Annotated in this window: 12 protein-coding genes and 1 pseudogene; 8 read left to right on the top strand and 5 right to left on the bottom strand. The window is 72.4% G+C overall.

Features of this window, described 5'->3' with window-relative positions; translation table 11 throughout:
* Positions 1-835: RpnC/YadD family protein (locus NX794_RS29785; protein ID WP_258782477.1), on the top strand; the 835-nt coding region annotated here is incomplete at its 5' end.
* Positions 836-892: 57 nt separating this feature from the next.
* Here the strand turns inward: NX794_RS29785 and NX794_RS29780 are convergent.
* The gene (locus NX794_RS29780; RefSeq protein ID WP_258782475.1) at positions 893-2,104 is read right to left on the bottom strand and encodes a polysaccharide pyruvyl transferase family protein; all 1,212 of its coding nucleotides are present in this window, start codon (positions 2,102-2,104) and stop codon (positions 893-895) included.
* A 273-nt stretch (positions 2,105-2,377) separates the two neighbouring features.
* Between NX794_RS29780 and NX794_RS29775 the strand changes: the two genes are divergently transcribed.
* The 5 genes from NX794_RS29775 to rbsD all read left to right on the top strand — a co-directional run bounded on the left by NX794_RS29775 (position 2,378) and on the right by rbsD (position 8,360).
* On the top strand, positions 2,378-3,469 hold the full coding sequence (locus NX794_RS29775; RefSeq protein WP_258782473.1) for a LacI family DNA-binding transcriptional regulator: 1,092 nt from the start codon (positions 2,378-2,380) through the stop codon (positions 3,467-3,469).
* Positions 3,466-5,010 (top strand): sugar ABC transporter ATP-binding protein, encoded by a 1,545-nt coding sequence (locus tag NX794_RS29770; RefSeq protein WP_258782471.1) that lies wholly within the window; start codon positions 3,466-3,468, stop codon positions 5,008-5,010. Before NX794_RS29775 ends, NX794_RS29770 begins: the two co-directional genes overlap by 4 nt.
* Positions 5,000-6,949, top strand: a complete 1,950-nt coding sequence (locus NX794_RS29765; RefSeq protein WP_258782470.1) for an ABC transporter permease/substrate-binding protein — start codon at positions 5,000-5,002, stop codon at positions 6,947-6,949. Before NX794_RS29770 ends, NX794_RS29765 begins: the two co-directional genes overlap by 11 nt.
* A 131-nt stretch (positions 6,950-7,080) precedes the next feature.
* Positions 7,081-7,983 carry a ribokinase gene (locus tag NX794_RS29760; RefSeq protein WP_258782469.1) on the top strand — a complete coding sequence of 301 codons (903 nt, stop codon included), beginning with the start codon at positions 7,081-7,083 and terminating at the stop codon, positions 7,981-7,983.
* The gene (gene rbsD, locus NX794_RS29755; protein ID WP_258782468.1) at positions 7,980-8,360 is read left to right on the top strand and encodes a D-ribose pyranase; all 381 of its coding nucleotides are present in this window, start codon (positions 7,980-7,982) and stop codon (positions 8,358-8,360) included. Before NX794_RS29760 ends, rbsD begins: the two co-directional genes overlap by 4 nt.
* A 1,114-nt stretch (positions 8,361-9,474) precedes the next feature.
* Here rbsD and NX794_RS29750 read toward each other — a convergent pair.
* From NX794_RS29750 to NX794_RS29740, 3 genes are read right to left on the bottom strand one after another with little or no spacing between them, the layout of a single operon-like run.
* A complete protein-coding gene (locus tag NX794_RS29750; protein ID WP_258782467.1) occupies positions 9,475-10,308 on the bottom strand; it encodes a sugar phosphate isomerase/epimerase family protein in 834 nt (277 codons plus the stop codon).
* Entirely contained in the window at positions 10,305-11,456 is a 1,152-nt protein-coding gene (locus NX794_RS29745) for a dihydrodipicolinate synthase family protein (protein ID WP_258782466.1), read from the bottom strand. Before NX794_RS29745 ends, NX794_RS29750 begins: the two co-directional genes overlap by 4 nt.
* On the bottom strand, positions 11,453-12,604 hold the full coding sequence (locus NX794_RS29740) for a Gfo/Idh/MocA family protein (RefSeq protein ID WP_258782464.1): 1,152 nt from the start codon (positions 12,602-12,604) through the stop codon (positions 11,453-11,455). The genes NX794_RS29745 and NX794_RS29740 overlap by 4 nt, the downstream gene beginning before the upstream one ends.
* A 220-nt stretch (positions 12,605-12,824) precedes the next feature.
* Between NX794_RS29740 and NX794_RS29735 the strand changes: the two genes are divergently transcribed.
* Both NX794_RS29735 and NX794_RS29725 read left to right on the top strand, forming a co-directional pair.
* The gene (locus NX794_RS29735; protein WP_258782463.1) at positions 12,825-13,871 is read left to right on the top strand and encodes a LacI family DNA-binding transcriptional regulator; all 1,047 of its coding nucleotides are present in this window, start codon (positions 12,825-12,827) and stop codon (positions 13,869-13,871) included.
* Positions 13,872-14,241: 370 nt separating this feature from the next.
* Positions 14,242-14,403 (top strand): annotated as a pseudogene (locus NX794_RS29725) (LacI family transcriptional regulator); the annotation flags it as partial.
* Between the two features lie 83 nt (positions 14,404-14,486).
* Here the strand turns inward: NX794_RS29725 and NX794_RS29720 are convergent.
* Positions 14,487-15,914 (bottom strand): alkaline phosphatase family protein, encoded by a 1,428-nt coding sequence (locus NX794_RS29720; RefSeq protein WP_258782462.1) that lies wholly within the window; start codon positions 15,912-15,914, stop codon positions 14,487-14,489.
* Positions 15,915-15,918 lie beyond the last annotated feature (4 nt).

Genomic DNA, 15,918 nt, shown 5'->3' with positions numbered 1-15,918 from the left:
CCGCGCGTTACAGAGGGTGCTGCACGTGCCCTTCCCCGAACCCCGTGAGATCGCGGCCCTGAACGTGGACCTCACCGAGATCGAACCCGTCGAACGCCGCGTGGACACCCTGCTGCGCGCGGAGACGGACGAAGGCACCTACCTCCTCGTCGTGGAATCCCAGGGAAAGGTCGACGAGAGGAAACGCGGCAGCTGGCCGTACTACCTCTCCTACCTCTATGAGAAGTACCGCTGCGAGCCGGTGCTCATCGTCATCACCCAGAGCAGCAAGACCGCCGCATGGGCCTCCCGCCCCATCCGCTTCGGGTTCCGGGACTGGCACTCGCTGACCGTACGCCCCCTCGTCCTCGGCCCCGACAACGTCCCCGTCATCACGGATGAACGCCAGGCCGAACGCGACGTACCCCTCGCGGTGCTCTCGGCCATGACACACGGACGCGGCCCCCAGGCTCCCGCCATACTGGAATCCCTGGCAGCCGCCCTGCGGACCATCGACACCGACACCGCCGCAGTCTTCGTGCAGTTCATCGACTCCTGCCTGACAGACCCCCAGGCCAAGCACATGTGGAGGGACCTCATGACGGCCATCCAGTACTTCTGGCGACACCCACTCGCCGAACAGGTACGCGAAGAAGGACGCGAACAGGGAGTTGAACAAGGGCGTATCGAGGATCGGCGGGAGATGACCCTTCGCATCCTGGAGTGGCGCGGTATCCCGGTTCCCGACGACGCCCGCGAGCGCGTCGAGGCCTGCACCGACCTCGGCCAGCTCGAAGTCTGGGCCCAGCGAGCCGTACACGCCACCGACGCCGCCGAGTTGTTCACCGAGGCGTGAGCCGGTAGCCGTCGGGCCGGTCCGGAAGGCGGAGCGGCCCGACGGTTCCCGCACGCCTCATCCCGTGCCGGTCAGCAGCGAGGTCAGCGCCCCCGTGAAGGCCGCCTCCGACGCGGACGCGTGACGGCGGGTTCGGGCGCCTACCGCGTCCGCCGCGCCGCCCGTCACCAGCCGTACGATGCCGGCCGCCCGGCGCTCGTGGGCCTCGGGCGTGTCCGGCCGCGTCGACAGGTAGAAGTCCGTCGCGTCGTAGGCCAGATGGAACACGTGCTTCTTCAGGTCGCTCAGTGTCAGGTAGTCGTCGTCGGTGGTCGGTGCCGGCTGCGGGGCGCCCACGCAGACCACCGGCGTACCGGCGCCCCAGGCGTTGACACAGAGGTGGTAGGTGTCCGTGATCACCAGCCGGTACCGGGAGAGGGACTGGAGCAGGTCTCCCGCGGTGGGGGTGCCGGGGCGCCGGGCGACCGGGCCGAAGTCGGCGGGGATCTCGCGGTCGAACCAGGGCAGCCATGCGAGGGGTGCCCCCAGGCGGTCGGACAGGGCCCGGCAGAAGGCCGGCAGCCACTCGGGGATCTCCGTGCGGGCGCCGAGGAAGACCCCGATCGCGCCGTCGTCCGGCATCTCCCGGGACCACTCCGTCGCCGGGAGGCGGTTCAGGTCGGCCGGGTGGTTCAGCAGGGCGGCGTCCGAGGCGAAGTGGGGTGTGGTGAAGTCGCCCCGCAGGTGGGCCAGCTTCGCCGCGGAGAGCGGGTCGCGCATCCAGACGCGGTGGCTGCGGGTCATGAGGCGGGTGAAGAGCGGGCCGTACTGCTTGTCCTCGTAGTCGGACTGCGTGTTGTGCAGGATCGTTCCGCCATAGCTGAGGGTCCGGGAGAGGAGCGATTCCGGCTGGTCCGCCAGGAGCAGGGTGCGCTCCAGCAGCGCGCGGGCCCCGTCGCGGTCCTCCGCCATGCCGAAGTCGAGCAGGCGGTTCGTCGCGTCCTGCGCCAGGTAGTGCCGCGTGTGCAGGAAGTCGCCCCAGAAGACGACCGCGTCGTGATCGTCCAGCTCGGCGAGGTGGGGGGCCAGGGGGCGGAAGCGGAAAGGGAGGTCGGTGGGGTGTATGTACGGGCGCAGCGGCACCGTCTCCGGTGGGTGGAGGGTGTACCAGGTCGGTTCGACCGCCGTGGCCATGCGTCGCCGTAGCGAGTCGAAGGCCAGGTCGACGGTCAGCATCCCGGTGTTGCGGTAGCCGATGTTCGGTGCGGTGATGACGGCTACACGTGCCATGCCAGCTTGTCCCCCCGTGATGCCGGGTGCGTGGTCGGCGCCCCGGTGTGTCGCGCGATGCCGTCGCCAACGTACACAGCGAACGTACCCAGCAGGCCCGGGGGCCGGTGCGCGGCCCCCGCACCCACCCCCACTCGGCCACGTCACGATTGGGTTTCGGCCACCCCCACCCCCTTGCCCCACCCCTGTGTAATCGATTCCAATCCTTCCTACGTCACGGATGTAATCGATTCCATGCGTCTTCTACGCGTCTCACAAGGAGGTGAGCCGGCGATGGCGAGTATCAAGGACGTCGCCGCAGCGGCGGGGGTCTCCGTCGCCACGGTGTCGCGGGTGCTGAACGCGCACCCCTCGGTCAGTGCCGACGCCCGTGCCCGGGTGCTGGCCGCCGTCGAGGCGCTGGAGTACCGGCCGAACGCCGTCGCCCGCTCGCTGCGCACCGACCAGACCCACACCCTCGGCCTGGTCATCAGCGACGTGCTGAATCCCTACTTCACCGAGCTGGCGCGGGCCGTGGAGGAAGAGGCCCGCGCGCTCGGCTACAGCGTGATCATCGGCAACGCCGACGAGCGGCCCGACCTCCAGGACCACCATGTCCGGAACCTGCTGGACCGCCGTATCGACGGACTCCTCGTCTCCCCCACCGACGGCGGCTCCCCGCTGATGCTGGACGCCGTGCGCGCCGGCACCCCGATGGTGTTCGTGGACCGGTGGATCCCGGGCGTCGACGTGCCCGTGGTGCGCTCCGACGGCAGCGCGGCGGTACGGGACCTGGTGGCACACCTGTGCCGGCTCGGGCACCGCCGGCTGGCGATCATCGCCGGGCCCGCTGCCACCACCACCGGCAGCGAGCGCGTCGAGGCCTTCCGCGCCGCCCTCGCCGAGCACGGCATCCCGCTCCCGGACGCCTACATCGGGCAGGGCGACTTCCAGGCCGCCAGCGGGCGCCGGGTGACCGAGGGGTTCCTCGACCTGCCCGAGCCGCCGGAGGTCGTGTTCGCGGCCGACAACCTCATGGCGCTCGGCGCGCTGGACGCCGTACGGGCCCGTGGGCTGCGGGTTCCGGAGGACCTGGCGCTGGCCGCGTTCGACGACATCCCCTGGTTCGTGCACACCGATCCGCCGGTCACCGCGATCGCCCAGCCCACCGGCGAGCTGGGCCGGGCCGCCGTACGGGCCCTGGTGGACCGGATCGAGGGGCGGACCCCCGCCTCCGTGACGCTGGCCGCCCGGCTGGTCGTACGCCGCTCGTGCGGGGAGGCCGGCCGGCCAGCAGTGCCGGCGCCCATGGCCCTTGAAGAGCCCGCCGCCCAGTCCCCCTCCCCAGTGCAAAGGAGCACGTCAGTGCAGAGGAGTGCGTCGTGAGCAACCCCGACGAGTTGCTGCGCATCGAGGGCATCCGCAAGACCTTCCCCGGCGTGGTCGCGCTCGACGCTGTCGACTTCGACCTGCGCCGCGGCGAGGTGCACGTGCTGCTCGGTGAGAACGGTGCCGGCAAGAGCACGCTGATCAAGATGCTCTCCGGTGCCTACACCCCCGACGCCGGGCGGATCCTGGCCGACGGCGAGGAAGTGCGCATCCATGGCGCGCAGGACGCCGAACGGCTCGGGATCGCCACCATCTACCAGGAGTTCAACCTGGTCCCCGATCTGACGGTGGCCGAGAACATCTTCCTGGGGCGGCAGCCGCGCCGGTTCGGGATGATCGACCGCAAGCGGATGGAGGCCGACGCCGCGGTCCTGCTGGAGCGGGTGGGGGTCAGTGTCTCGCCCTGGACGCGGGTGCGGGAACTCGGCATCGCGCGGCTCCAGATGGTGGAGATCGCCAAGGCGCTCAGCCTGGACGCGCGGGTGCTCATCATGGACGAGCCGACCGCCGTGCTCACCTCCGAGGAGGTCGAGAAGCTGTTCGCGATCGTGCGGCGGCTGCGCGAGGACGGCGTCGGGATCGTGTTCATCACCCACCACCTGGACGAGATCGCCGCCCTGGGCGACCGGGTCACCGTGATCCGGGACGGCCGGAGTGTGGGGCAGGTCCCGGCCACCACCCCGGAGGACGAGCTGGTCCGGCTGATGGTGGGACGCTCGATCGAGCAGCAGTACCCGAGGCGGCGGGCCGAGCAGGGCGCCGCGCTGCTCGCCGTCGAGGGCCTGACCCGTGACGGCGTCTTCCACGACGTGAGCTTCCAGGTGCACGCCGGTGAGGTCGTCGGCATCGCGGGGCTGGTCGGCGCGGGCCGTACCGAGGTGGTGCGGGCCGTGTTCGGCGCGGACCCGTACGACGGCGGGAGCGTGCACGTCGCCGGCAGCGGGCTGCGGCGGCACGACGTGAACGCGGCGATGGCCGCCGGTATCGGGCTCGTGCCCGAGGACCGCAAGGGGCAGGGGCTGGTCCTCGACGCCTCCGTCGAGGAGAACCTGGGGCTGGTGACCATGCGGTCGGCCACCCGGGGCGGGCTGGTCGACCGGAAGGCGCAGCACACCGCGGCCGAGCGGATCGCGAAGCAGCTCGGCGTGCGGATGGCCGGGCTCGGGCAGCAGGTGCGCACCCTGTCCGGCGGCAACCAGCAGAAGGTCGTCATCGGCAAGTGGCTGCTGGCCGACACCAAGGTGCTGATCCTCGACGAGCCGACGCGCGGTATCGACGTCGGCGCCAAGGTCGAGATCTACCAGCTGATCAACGAGCTGACGGCCGCCGGAGCCGCCGTCCTGATGATCTCCAGCGATCTGCCGGAGGTGCTCGGCATGAGCGACCGGGTCCTGGTGATGGCCCAGGGGCGGATCGCCGGGGAACTCAGCGGTGAACAGGCCACCCAGGACGCCGTCATGGCGCTCGCCGTCTCCCACCCGGCCGGCAACACCGGTACTCACGACACCACCGCGAAGGAGGCCCCCCGTGGCCACTGACACGCTCAAGAGCTCGACGGGCGCGAGTGGCGCCCGGGGCGGCGGCCTGCGCCGGCTGCTGCTCGACAACGGCGCGCTGACCGCGCTGATCGTCCTGGTCGTCGCCCTGTCGGCGCTGTCCGGTGACTTCCTGACGACGGACAACCTGCTCAACATCGGTGTCCAGGCAGCCGTGACGGCGATCCTGGCCTTCGGTGTCACGTTCGTGATCGTCTCGGCGGGCATCGACCTGTCGGTGGGCTCGGTGGCCGCGCTGTCGGCGACCGTGCTGGCCTGGAGCGCCACCAGTCACGGCGTGCCGGTGTTCCTGGCGCTCGTGCTGGCCGTCGCCACCGGCGTCGCGGCCGGACTGGTGAACGGCTTCCTGATCGCCTACGGCAAGCTGCCGCCGTTCATCGCGACCCTCGCCATGCTGTCGGTGGCGCGCGGTCTGTCGCTGGTGATCTCCGGGGGCGTGCCGATCCCGTTCCCCGACTCGGTCTCGCACCTCGGTGACACGCTGGGCGACTGGCTGCCGGTGCCGGTGCTGGTCATGGTGCTGATGGGCGTGATCGCGGCGGTCGTGCTCGGGCGCACGTACATCGGCCGTTCCATGTACGCGATCGGGGGCAACGAGGAGGCGGCCCGGCTCTCGGGGCTGCGGGTGAAGCGGCAGAAGCTCGCGATCTACGCCCTGTCCGGTGTGTTCGCGGCGGTCGCGGGCGTCGTCCTGGCCTCCCGGCTGTCCTCGGCGCAGCCGCAGGCCGCCGACGGCTACGAGCTGGACGCCATCGCCGCCGTCGTCATCGGCGGTGCCTCGCTCGCGGGCGGTACCGGCAAGGCCTCGGGCACGCTGATCGGCGCGCTGATCCTCGCGGTGCTGCGCAACGGCCTCAACCTGCTGAACGTCTCCGCGTTCTGGCAGCAGGTCGTCATCGGTGTCGTCATCGCGCTGGCCGTGCTGCTGGACACCGTGCGCCGCAAGGCCGGGGCGACCCCGGTGACCAGCGGCGGCGGGGGCCCCAAGGGCAAGCAGGCGGCGACGTACGCGCTCGCGGCCGTGGTCACGGTGGCGATCGTCGGCGCAACCTCCTTCCTGCACGGCTCCTCGTCCTCGACGACGCCGAAGATGGGCCTGTCGCTGTCCACGCTGAACAACCCGTTCTTCGTGCAGATCCGGTCCGGCGCGCAGGCCGAGGCGAAGAAGCGGGGCGTGGACCTGACCGTCACGGACGCCCAGAACGACGCCTCCCAGCAGGCCAACCAGCTTCAGAACTTCACCAGTTCGGGCCTGGGCTCGATCATCGTCAACCCGGTCGACTCGGACGCCGCGAGCAACTCCGTCAAGGCCGCCGGCAAGGCGGGTATCCCGGTCATCGCCGTCGACCGGGGCGTCAACAAGGCCTCCGTGGACGCGCTGGTGGCCTCCGACAACGTGGCCGGCGGTGAGCAGGCGGCGAAGACGATCGCCGAGAAGCTGGGCGGCCGGGGCAGGATCGCCATCCTCCAGGGCCAGGCGGGCACCTCGGCGGCGCGCGAGCGGGCGGCCGGCTTCGCCAAGGGTCTCAAGGCCTACCCGGGTATCCGGGTGGTGGCCCAGCAGCCCGCCGACTTCGACCGCACCAAGGGGCTCGACGTGATGTCGAACCTGCTCCAGGCCCACCCGGACGTGCAGGGCGTGATCGCCGCGAACGACGAGATGGCGCTCGGCGCGATCAAGGCGCTCGGTTCCAAGGCCGGCACGTCGGTGCAGGTCGTCGGCTTCGACGGCACCCCGGACGGACTGAAGGCGGTCAAGGACGGCACGCTGCACGCGTCGGTCGCCCAGCAGCCGAGCCAGCTCGGCCGGATCGCCGTGGACAACGCGCTCAAGGCGGTCCAGGGCAAGAAGGTGGCGCAGACGGTGAAGGTGCCGGTGAAGGTGGTCACGAAGGACAACGTGGCCGGCTTCAGCGGCTGAGCGGGACTGAGCGCGACTGAGTGCGACGACACGGGCGGTCGGCCGGCCGCGGTCACGGGGCGGCCGTCCGCCGCGGTCGCGGGGAGAGGGACGACGGGGATGACGGGGATGAATGTGTGGGGAGTCGACTGATGGATGACTACGACCTGTTGGTGGTGGGCTCGGCCAACGCCGACCTGGTGATCGACGTCGAGCGGCGGCCGGCCGCCGGGGAGACGGTGCTCGGCGGCGACCTCGCCGTGCACCCGGGCGGCAAGGGCGCGAACCAGGCGGTCGCCGCCGCCCGGCTCGGCGCGCGTACGGCCCTGCTGGCGCGGGTCGGCGAGGACGGTCACGGCCGGCTGCTGCTGGACTCCCTGCGCGCGGCCGGTGTGGACACGGCCGGTGTCCTGGCGGGCGGGGCGCCGACCGGGGTCGCGCTGATCACCGTGGACCCGTCCGGGGACAACAGCATCGTGGTGTCGCCGGGCGCCAACGGCCGGCTCACGCCGGGGGACGTACGGGACTCGGCCGCTCTGGTGGGGGCCTCCCGGGTGGTGTCGGCGCAGTTGGAGATCCCGTTGGAGACGGTGGTGGAGGTGGTGCGGAACCTGGCGCCGGACTCCCGGTTCGTGCTGAACCCGTCCCCGCCGCGTCCGCTGCCGGCGGAGGTCCTGGCGGCCTGCGATCCGCTGATCGTCAACGAGCACGAGGCCCGTGTCATCCTCGGCGCGGACCGGACGGGCGGCGAACCCGAGGACTGGGCGCGGCTGCTGCTGGCCGAGGGCCCGCGCTCGGTGGTCGTGACGCTGGGCGGCGAAGGGGCGCTGGTGTGCGACGGCTCGGGCGCGGTCCGGGTGCCGTCGGTGAAGGTGGCCGCGGTGGACACCACCGGTGCCGGGGACGCGTTCACGGCCGCGCTGGCCTGGAAGCTGGGCGCGGGCGCGGATCTGCCCGCGGCGGCGGCGTACGCGGCGCGGGTCGGTGCGGCCGCGGTGACCCGGCGGGGCGCGCAGGAGTCGTACCCCACGGCCGCGGAGGTCGAGGCGCTGTGAAGAAGGCGGGCATCCTCAACCGCCACCTGGCGGGCGCCCTGGCCGAACTGGGCCACGGCCACGAGGTGCTGGTGTGCGACGCGGGCATGCCGATCCCGGACGGTCCCCGGCTGGCGGACCTCGCCTTCCGGGCCGGTGTGCCGTCCTTCGCGGAGGTGCTGGACGGTCTGCTGGCCGAGCTGGTGGTGGAGGGCGCTACGGCGGCACGGGAGCTGGAAGGCGCCCACCGCACCCTGCTGGAGGACCGTTTCCCCGGCCTCACCCTGGTCCCGCACGAGCGGCTGAAGGAGTTGTCGGCGGGCGCGCGGCTGGTCGTGCGCACCGGCGAGGCCCGGCCGTACGCGAACGTGCTGCTGCGGTGCGGGGTGTTCTTCTGAGGCGGCCGACGGGGAACCGGGGCCGGTCCTTCTGTCCGAACCGTCGCCGATCGACCTGATGTGACCGAACTGGTCCCTGCTGTAGGGCGGTTGTCGACCACATTGGTCGGAACGAATGCCATCAGTGACACCCGGATACGGACTTCAGCGGAGATGCCGTCACCTCCGGAGTGTGATTTACGCGACTCGGCGGGCGGGAACCGGAACCCGCCCCCCAGGCCGAACAAGCCTAAAACCGCAGGCAGTTGAGGCGACCGCCACATATGTGGCGATCACACCGGCCGAGGCGCCGTGCGGCGCCGGACGAACCGGCCGCAGGCGGGACGCATCCGCGCCTCGTGCGCACCATGGGTCGCCTTGGCGCCGGTACTGTAGTGCGCTATCACCGCTCCCCGGAGGATCCGCGAGAGGTCGTGAAGCCCCGCGGGGTTCACGAACGTGGACCAGAAAGGGGGCGGCCCGATGGCTGAACAGCCGGAGGGGCACCAGAACGGCAAGGCGGACCGGCTCTACCGCAAGGTCCGCTGGCTCGGGACGATCTTCGCGATCTACAAGATCGTGCGTGAATTCCTGAGCCACTAAGGGAAGAGCCCCGGCCTGACGACCGGGGCCCACCCTGTGCTGGTGTTGCCAGAGGGCCTCATCCCTTCAGCTTCCCGGCCGGGGATGGGGCCTTCTCCCTGCCTCCGCGCCTCTCGTGAGCCCGCCGAATTGGCGATGCTCACCATCTCGCGCGTCGACGCCCCCCATCTTGCCTTGTTCACAAGGCCGTTCGCGACACCCGAAAACACGTCGGAACACATAGGGGATCAGCGATTCCGGCCCTGACACCAGTATTTGGGCAGCTCAGAAATGCCATTCGCCATCAAGGTGACCCAGGCCATAGTGACGGAAGGCACACCCGATCGAGTGCACAGATGCCCGGATCGCCCCCATCTACCGGCGCGTAACCCCATCCGCCGGGAGAGGGCCGCGGATCGTACAGCACGGCACTGACAATCCGGAGGCTCGGATGCGGAAACAGTTCTCGGGAGCAAACCAGTCCGCAGCACCGGAATCGCCCCGACACCGCGCCCATGAGTAATCGATCATTTGAGTGAGCAAAGAAATTGATCTATCCGCCGGCACACTTCCGGAACCGCGCCACCGTCTCCGCCAGCACCTCCCGGCCGTCCCGGGCCCACAGGTGCTCGTTGAAGAGTTCGACCTCGACGGGGCCGGTGTAGCCGGCCGCGTCCACGTGGCGCTGCCACTCACCGAAGTCCACCGAGCCGTCGCCGAGTTGGCCGCGGCCGTCGAGGACGCCCGCCGGGAGCGGGGTGGTCCAGTCGGCGAGCTGGAAGGTGTGGAGGCGGCCCGCCGCGCCCGCGCGGGCGATCGCGGCGGGCGCGCGGTCGTCCCACCACACGTGGTAGGTGTCGACGGCCACGCCGACCTGGTGGGCGGGGAAGCGTTCGGCGAGGGCGAGCGCCTGGTCGAGGGTGGAGACCACGCAGCGGTCGGCGGCCAACATCGGGTGCAGGGGCTCGACGGCGAGGCGGACGCCGTGGGACTCGGCGTACGGGGCGAGGTCCGTCAGGGCGTCGGCGACGCGTTCGCGGGCCGCGCGCAGGTCCTTCGCGCCGGGCGGAAGGCCGCCGGAGACCAGGACCAGGGTGTCCGTGCCGAGCGTGGCCGCCTCCACGACCGCCCGCCGGTTGTCGGCCAGGGCCGCCGCCCGCGCCTCGGGGTCGGTGGCGGTGAGGAAGCCGCCCCGGCACAGGGTGGTCACCCGCAGCCCCGCGTCCCGGACCAGGGCGGCGGTCTCCGTGAGGCCGTACTCCCGTACCGGCTCGCGCCACAGGCCGACCTGGCCGACGCCCAGTTCCCGGCAGGCCGAGAACAGTTCCGGCAGGGGCAGTTGCCTGACCGTCATCTGGTTGACGGAGAACCGCTCCAGGCCGGTCACTGGTCCACCCCGTACACGGTGAGCAGGTTGCGCATGCGTTCCTCGGCGAGCTTGGGGTCCGGGAACAGGCCGAGGGTGTCGGCGAGTTCGTAGGCGCGGGCGAGATGCGGGAGGGAGCGGGCCGACTGGAGGCCGCCGGCCATCGTGAAGTGGCTCTGGTGGCCGGCGAGCCAGGCGAGCAGGACCACGCCCGTCTTGTAGAAGCGGGTCGGGGGCTGGAAGAGATGACGGGACAGCTCCACCGTGGGGTCGAGCAGGGCCCGGAAGCCGGCCGTGTCCCCGGTGTCCAAGACGCGTACCGCCTCGGCGGCGAGCGGGCCCAGCGGGTCGAAGACGCCGAGCAGGGCGTGGCTGAAGCCCCGGTCGTCGCCGGCGATCAGCTCCGGGTAGTGGAAGTCGTCGCCCGTGTAGCAGCGCACCCCGCGCGGCAGCCGGCGGCGCAGGGCGACCTCGCGGCCGGCGTCCAGCAGGGAGATCTTCACGCCGTCGACCTTGTCCGGATGCGCGGCGACGACGTCGAGGAACACCTCGGTCGCCGCGTCCAGGTCCGGAGTGCCCCAGTAGCCCGTGAGCGCCGGGTCGAACATCGGGCCCAGCCAGTGCAGGATCACCGGCTCGGCGCACTGGCGCAGCAGGTGGCCGTACAGCTCCCGGTAGTCCTCGGGTCCGGAGGCGGTGGCGGCGAGGGCGCGGGAGGCCATCAGGATCGGCTGGGCGCCCGAGTCCTCGACCACCGCGAGCTGTTCCTCGTAGGCCGCGCGGATCTCGGACAGGGTGCCGCCGGTGAGCTGGTCGGTGCCGGCCCCGCAGGCGATCCGGCCGCCGACCGCGCGCGCCTCGGCCGCGCTGCGCCGGATCAGCTCGGCGGCGCCGGCCCAGTCCAGGCCCATGCCGCGCTGGGCGGTGTCCATCGCCTCGGCGACCGCGAGCCCGTGCGACCACAGGTGGCGGCGGAAGGCGAGGGTGGCGTCCCAGTCGACGGCGGCGGGCCCGTCGGGCGAGACGTCGGCGAAGGGGTCGGCGACGACGTGGGCCGCCGAGAACACCGCCCGGGAGGCGAGCGGGGCGCCCGGCGTGAGGGCCAGGGGTTCGGTGCGCGGCTCGTACGGCCGCGAGGTGCCGTCGGGGGCCGGGAGCCGGAGGGTCACAGCGCGATCTCCGGGACGGCGAGGCGGCGGCCCTCGGCGGAGGACCTGAGGCCGAGTTCGGCGAGCTGGACGCCACGGGCGCCGGCGAGCAGGTCCCAGTGGTACGGCCCGTCGGCGTACACGTGTTTGAGGAACAGCTCCCACTGGGCCTTGAAGCCGTTGTCGAACTCGGCGTTGTCGGGCACCTCCTGCCACTGCTCGCGGAACGCCTCGGTCGCCGGGACGTCCGGGTTCCACACCGGCTTGGGGGTGGCGGAGCGGTGCTGGGCCCGGCAGCCGCGCAGTCCGGCGACGGCCGAGCCCTCGGTGCCGTCGACCTGGAACTCGACCAGTTCGTCGCGGTGGACGCGGACCGCCCAGGAGGAGTTGATCTGCGCGATGATCCCGCCCTCGATCTCGAAGACCCCGTAGGCGGCGTCGTCGGCGGTGGCGTCGTAGGGCTTGCCGTGCTCGTCCCAGCGCTGCGGGACGTGGGTGGTGGCCAGGGCCTGGACGGAGGTGACGCGGCCGAACAGCTCGTGCAGCACGTACTCCCAGTGCGGGAACATGTCGACGACGATGCCTCCGCCGTCCTGCGCGCGGTAGTTCCAGGAGGGGCGCTGGGCGGGCTGCCAGTCGCCCTCGAAGACCCAGTAGCCGAACTCGCCGCGCACGGACAGGATCCGGCCGAAGAAGCCGCCGTCGACCAGCCGCTTCAGCTTGCGCAGGCCCGGCAGGAACAGCTTGTCCTGGACGACGCCGTGCCGGATGCCCCGGGCGTGGGCGAGGCGGGCGAGGGCGAGGGCGCCGTCGAGGCCGGTCGCGGTGGGCTTCTCGGTGTAGACGTGCTTGCCGGCGGCGATCGCCGCGCGGATCGACTCCTCGCGGGCGGAGGTGACCTGGGCGTCGAAGTAGATCTCCACGGAGGGGTCGGCGAGGACGGCGTCCAGGTCGGTGGCGACGTGCTCCAGGCCGTGCCGCTCGGCGATCTCCCGCAGGGCGCCCTCGCGGCGGCCGAGCAGCACCGGCTCGGGCCACAGCACGGTGCCGTCGCCGAGGTCCAGGCCGCCCTGGTCGCGCAGGGCGAGGATCGAGCGGACCAGGTGCTGGCGGTAGCCCATGCGCCCGGTGACGCCGTTCATGGCGATACGGACCGTCTTGCGTGTCACGTCGGTTCCTCACTCACTCTGCTAGCAAGCGCTTTCTATCACTGCCAAGCTAGTTCGCGCGCCCTCGCCGTACAAGACCGTGTCCGCTTCGAGTTGTTCGAGGGGGCGAACAGGCGGGGCCGGGGGAACTAGGGTCGGCTCGACGGTCCGGGGCGGAACCGGGACCGTGATGTGGCTGTCTACGTGGGCGTACGACACTGCGCGACCGGAGGACGACGAGATGACGGTGACCCTGGCGGACGTGGCGGCCCGCGCCCAGGTCTCCCCCGCGACGGTGTCGCGCGTGCTGAACGGCAACTACCCGGTGGCCGCGTCCACCCGGGAACGGGTGCTGCGCGCCGTGGACGAGCTGGACTACGTCCTCAACGGTCCCGCGAGCGCGCTCGCCGCCGCCACCTCCGACCTGGTCGGCATCCTGGTCAACGACATCGCCGACCCGTTCTTCGGGATCATGGCGAGCGCGATCCAGGGCGAGATCGGCGGGCCCGGCGGCCGGGCGGGCGGCGAGCGGCTCGCGGTGGTCTGCAACACCGGGGGCTCTCCGGAGCGGGAGCTGACCTACCTCACCCTGCTCCAGCGGCAGCGGGCGGCGGCCGTGGTGCTGACCGGCGGGGCGGTGGAGGCGGCGCCGCACGCGGAGGCGGTCGCGGCGAAGCTGCGGCGGCTGGCGGAGGCCGGGACGCGGGTGGTGCTGTGCGGCCGGCCGCCGGTGCCGGACACCGGGGCCGTCGCGCTGACCTTCGACAACCGGGGCGGGGCGCGGGCGCTCACCGAGCACCTCGTCGGCCTCGGGCACCGGCGCCTCGGCTACATCGCCGGCCCCGCCGACCGCACCACGACCCGGCACCGCCTGGAGGGCCACCGCGCCGCGCTGCGGGCCGCCGGCATCGAGGAGGACGCCCGCTGGACGGTGTACGGCCGCTACGACCGCCGCTCCGGGCACGAGGCCACGCTGGAGCTGCTGCGCCGCGACCCCTCGCTGACGGCGGTCGTCGCGGCGAACGACTCCGTCGCCCTCGGCGCGTGCGCCGCGCTGCGCGAGTCCGGCCTGCGCATCCCCGAGGACGTCTCCGTGGCCGGCTTCGACGACCTCCCCTTCAGCATCGACGCGGTACCGGCCCTGACGACCGTCCGGCTCCCCCTCGCGGAGGCGGGCGCCCGGGCGGGCCGCATCGCCATGGGCCGCGAGGAGCCACCGCCGGGCGGGATTACCTCGGTGCGCGGGGAGTTGATGGTGCGGGGCTCCGCGGCGGCGCCCCGGAGGTGAGGGGGCTCGCGCTTGACGCGCACCGGCCCTGACCCCCGTCCGGCCCCCCTCGCGGAGGCGGGCGCCCGGGCGGGCCGCATCGCCACGGGCCGCGAGGAGCCACCACCGGGCGGGATCGCCTCGGTGCGCGGGGAGTTGATGGTGCGGGGCTCCGCGGCGGCGCCCCGGGGGTGAGGGGGCTCGCGCTTGACGCGGTACCGGCCCTGACCCCCGTCCGGCCCCCCCCTCGCGGAGGCGGGGGCGCGGGCGGGCCGCATCGCCACGGGCCGCGAGGAGCCACCGCCGGGCGGGATCGCCTCGGTGCGGGGGGGGGGGAGTTGATGGTGCGGGGCTCCGCGGCGGCGCCCCGGGGGTGAGGGGGCTCGCGCCTGACGCGGTACCGGCCCTGACGACCGTCCGGGTCCCCCTCGCGGAGGCGGGGGCGCGGGCGGGCCGCATCGCCACGGGCCGCGAGGAGCCACCACCGGGCGGGATCACCTCGGTGCGGGAGGAGTTGATGGTGCGGGGCTCCGCGACGGCGCCCCGGGGATGAGGGGGCTCGCGCTTGACGCGGAGCGGGCGCCGGAGGGGAAACGGTGTCCTTCGGTTGCCTCGGCGCCCTCTCCGGCCGGGGTTCTACCGGTGCGGCCGGTGGCCGTGCTCCTGGTGCGGGAAGGTCTGGTCGGCGCCGGGGAGGGTCGGCTTGGGCAGCGTCGCCACCTCCTCCTTGGCCTTCTCCAGCTGGGCCGCCGTGTCCTGCGGCAGGCGCGGCGGCCGGGGCCGGCCGGCGGAGAAGCGGAAGGCGCTGGTGAGGTCGCCGAAGGCGGCCCGGCGCCAGTCGCTGACGTTGGGTTCCTCGACGCCCGTGAAGCGCTCCAGGAACTGGAGTGCCGAGGTGTGGTCGAAGGTCTCGGTGGCGACCCAGCCGCCCACGGTCCAGGGCGAGACGATGATCGCGGGCACCCGGAAGCCGCCGCCGATGGGCAGGCCGCCGATGAACTCGTCCGGTGTGCCGGCCGGCGGGGTGGGCGGGGGCACGTGGTCGAACAGGCCGTCGTTCTCGTCGTAGTTGAGGAGGAACGCGGTCTTGCGCCACACCTTGGGGTTGGACGCGATGGCCTCGATCTTCGACGCCACGAAGTCGGCGCCGGCGGCGGGCAGGTAGTCCGGGTGTTCCGACTGGTAGCTGGTCGGCATGATCCAGCTGACCGCCGGGAGCCGGTCGTTGCGGGCGTCGTCCTCGAAGGTGCCCTCCGGCTGCGGGCGCACCCCGCGCTCGTAGAGGTCGGAGCCCGGCTGCGCGCCCTTGAACGCGGCGAACTGCTCCAGCATGTTGCAGCCGTAGTCGTCGTCCTGCTGGTACACCTTCCAGCTCACCCCGGCCGCCTGGAGCCGTTCGGCGTACGTCGTCCAGCGGTACGGCGTCGGCGCCTTGTTGCTGGTGACCGGGCCGCCCAGGGTGCCGCCCGGGTCGATCGAACCGGTCATCCACATCAGCCGGTTGGGCCAGGTGGGCCCGAACACCGAGCAGAAGTAGTGGTCGCAGACGGTGAAGGTCTCGGCGAGGGCGAACTGGAACGGGATGTCCTCGCGGGTGTAGTAACCCATCACGTACGGGCCGTTGACGCCGTCGGCCTTGCGGTGGGCCGGCAGCCAGCGGTCCATCCGGCCGCCGTTCCACGCCTCGTGCTGCACCGACCAGGCGTGGCTGGTGGAGGGGATGGCCTGGGCGCTGGTGGTGTGGGTGTCGAGGTGGAAGGGGAGCAGGTACCCCTTGGGGTTCACGGCGTCGGGCTGGTAGAAGACGCTGCGCCCGGTGTCCAGCTTCAGGGCGTCCGGGTCGGCGAAGCCCCGGACACCGGAGAGTGTCCCGAAGTAGTGGTCGAACGACCGGTTCTCCTGCATCAGCAGGACGACGTGTTCGATGTCGCGCAGCGAGCGGTGCCGGGGCGGACCGGCGGCGACCGCCTTCTGGACGCTGGGCGGGAGGAGGGAGAGGGCCGCCGCGCCTCCCAGCGCGCCGGCGGCCGAACCCAGGAGTCTGCGACGCGTCAACTCGGCCATGAAT

This window comes from Streptomyces pyxinicus, assembly GCF_024753135.1.
In the GTDB taxonomy this organism is placed as follows: Bacteria; Actinomycetota; Actinomycetes; order Streptomycetales; family Streptomycetaceae; genus Streptomyces; species Streptomyces pyxinicus.
Note: the sequence above shows the minus strand (reverse complement) of the source record. Positions and strands in the feature narration are given on the sequence as shown.

Coding starts and splice junctions, on each gene's coding strand:
- NX794_RS29775 (WP_258782473.1), top strand. CDS start 2,378: ATGGCGAGTATCAAGGACGTCGCCGCAGCGGCGGGGGTCTCCGTCGCC.
- NX794_RS29735 (WP_258782463.1), top strand. CDS start 12,825: ATGACGGTGACCCTGGCGGACGTGGCGGCCCGCGCCCAGGTCTCCCCC.
- NX794_RS29780 (WP_258782475.1), bottom strand. CDS start 2,104: ATGGCACGTGTAGCCGTCATCACCGCACCGAACATCGGCTACCGCAAC.
- NX794_RS29760 (WP_258782469.1), top strand. CDS start 7,081: ATGGATGACTACGACCTGTTGGTGGTGGGCTCGGCCAACGCCGACCTG.
- NX794_RS29720 (WP_258782462.1), bottom strand. CDS start 15,914: ATGGCCGAGTTGACGCGTCGCAGACTCCTGGGTTCGGCCGCCGGCGCG.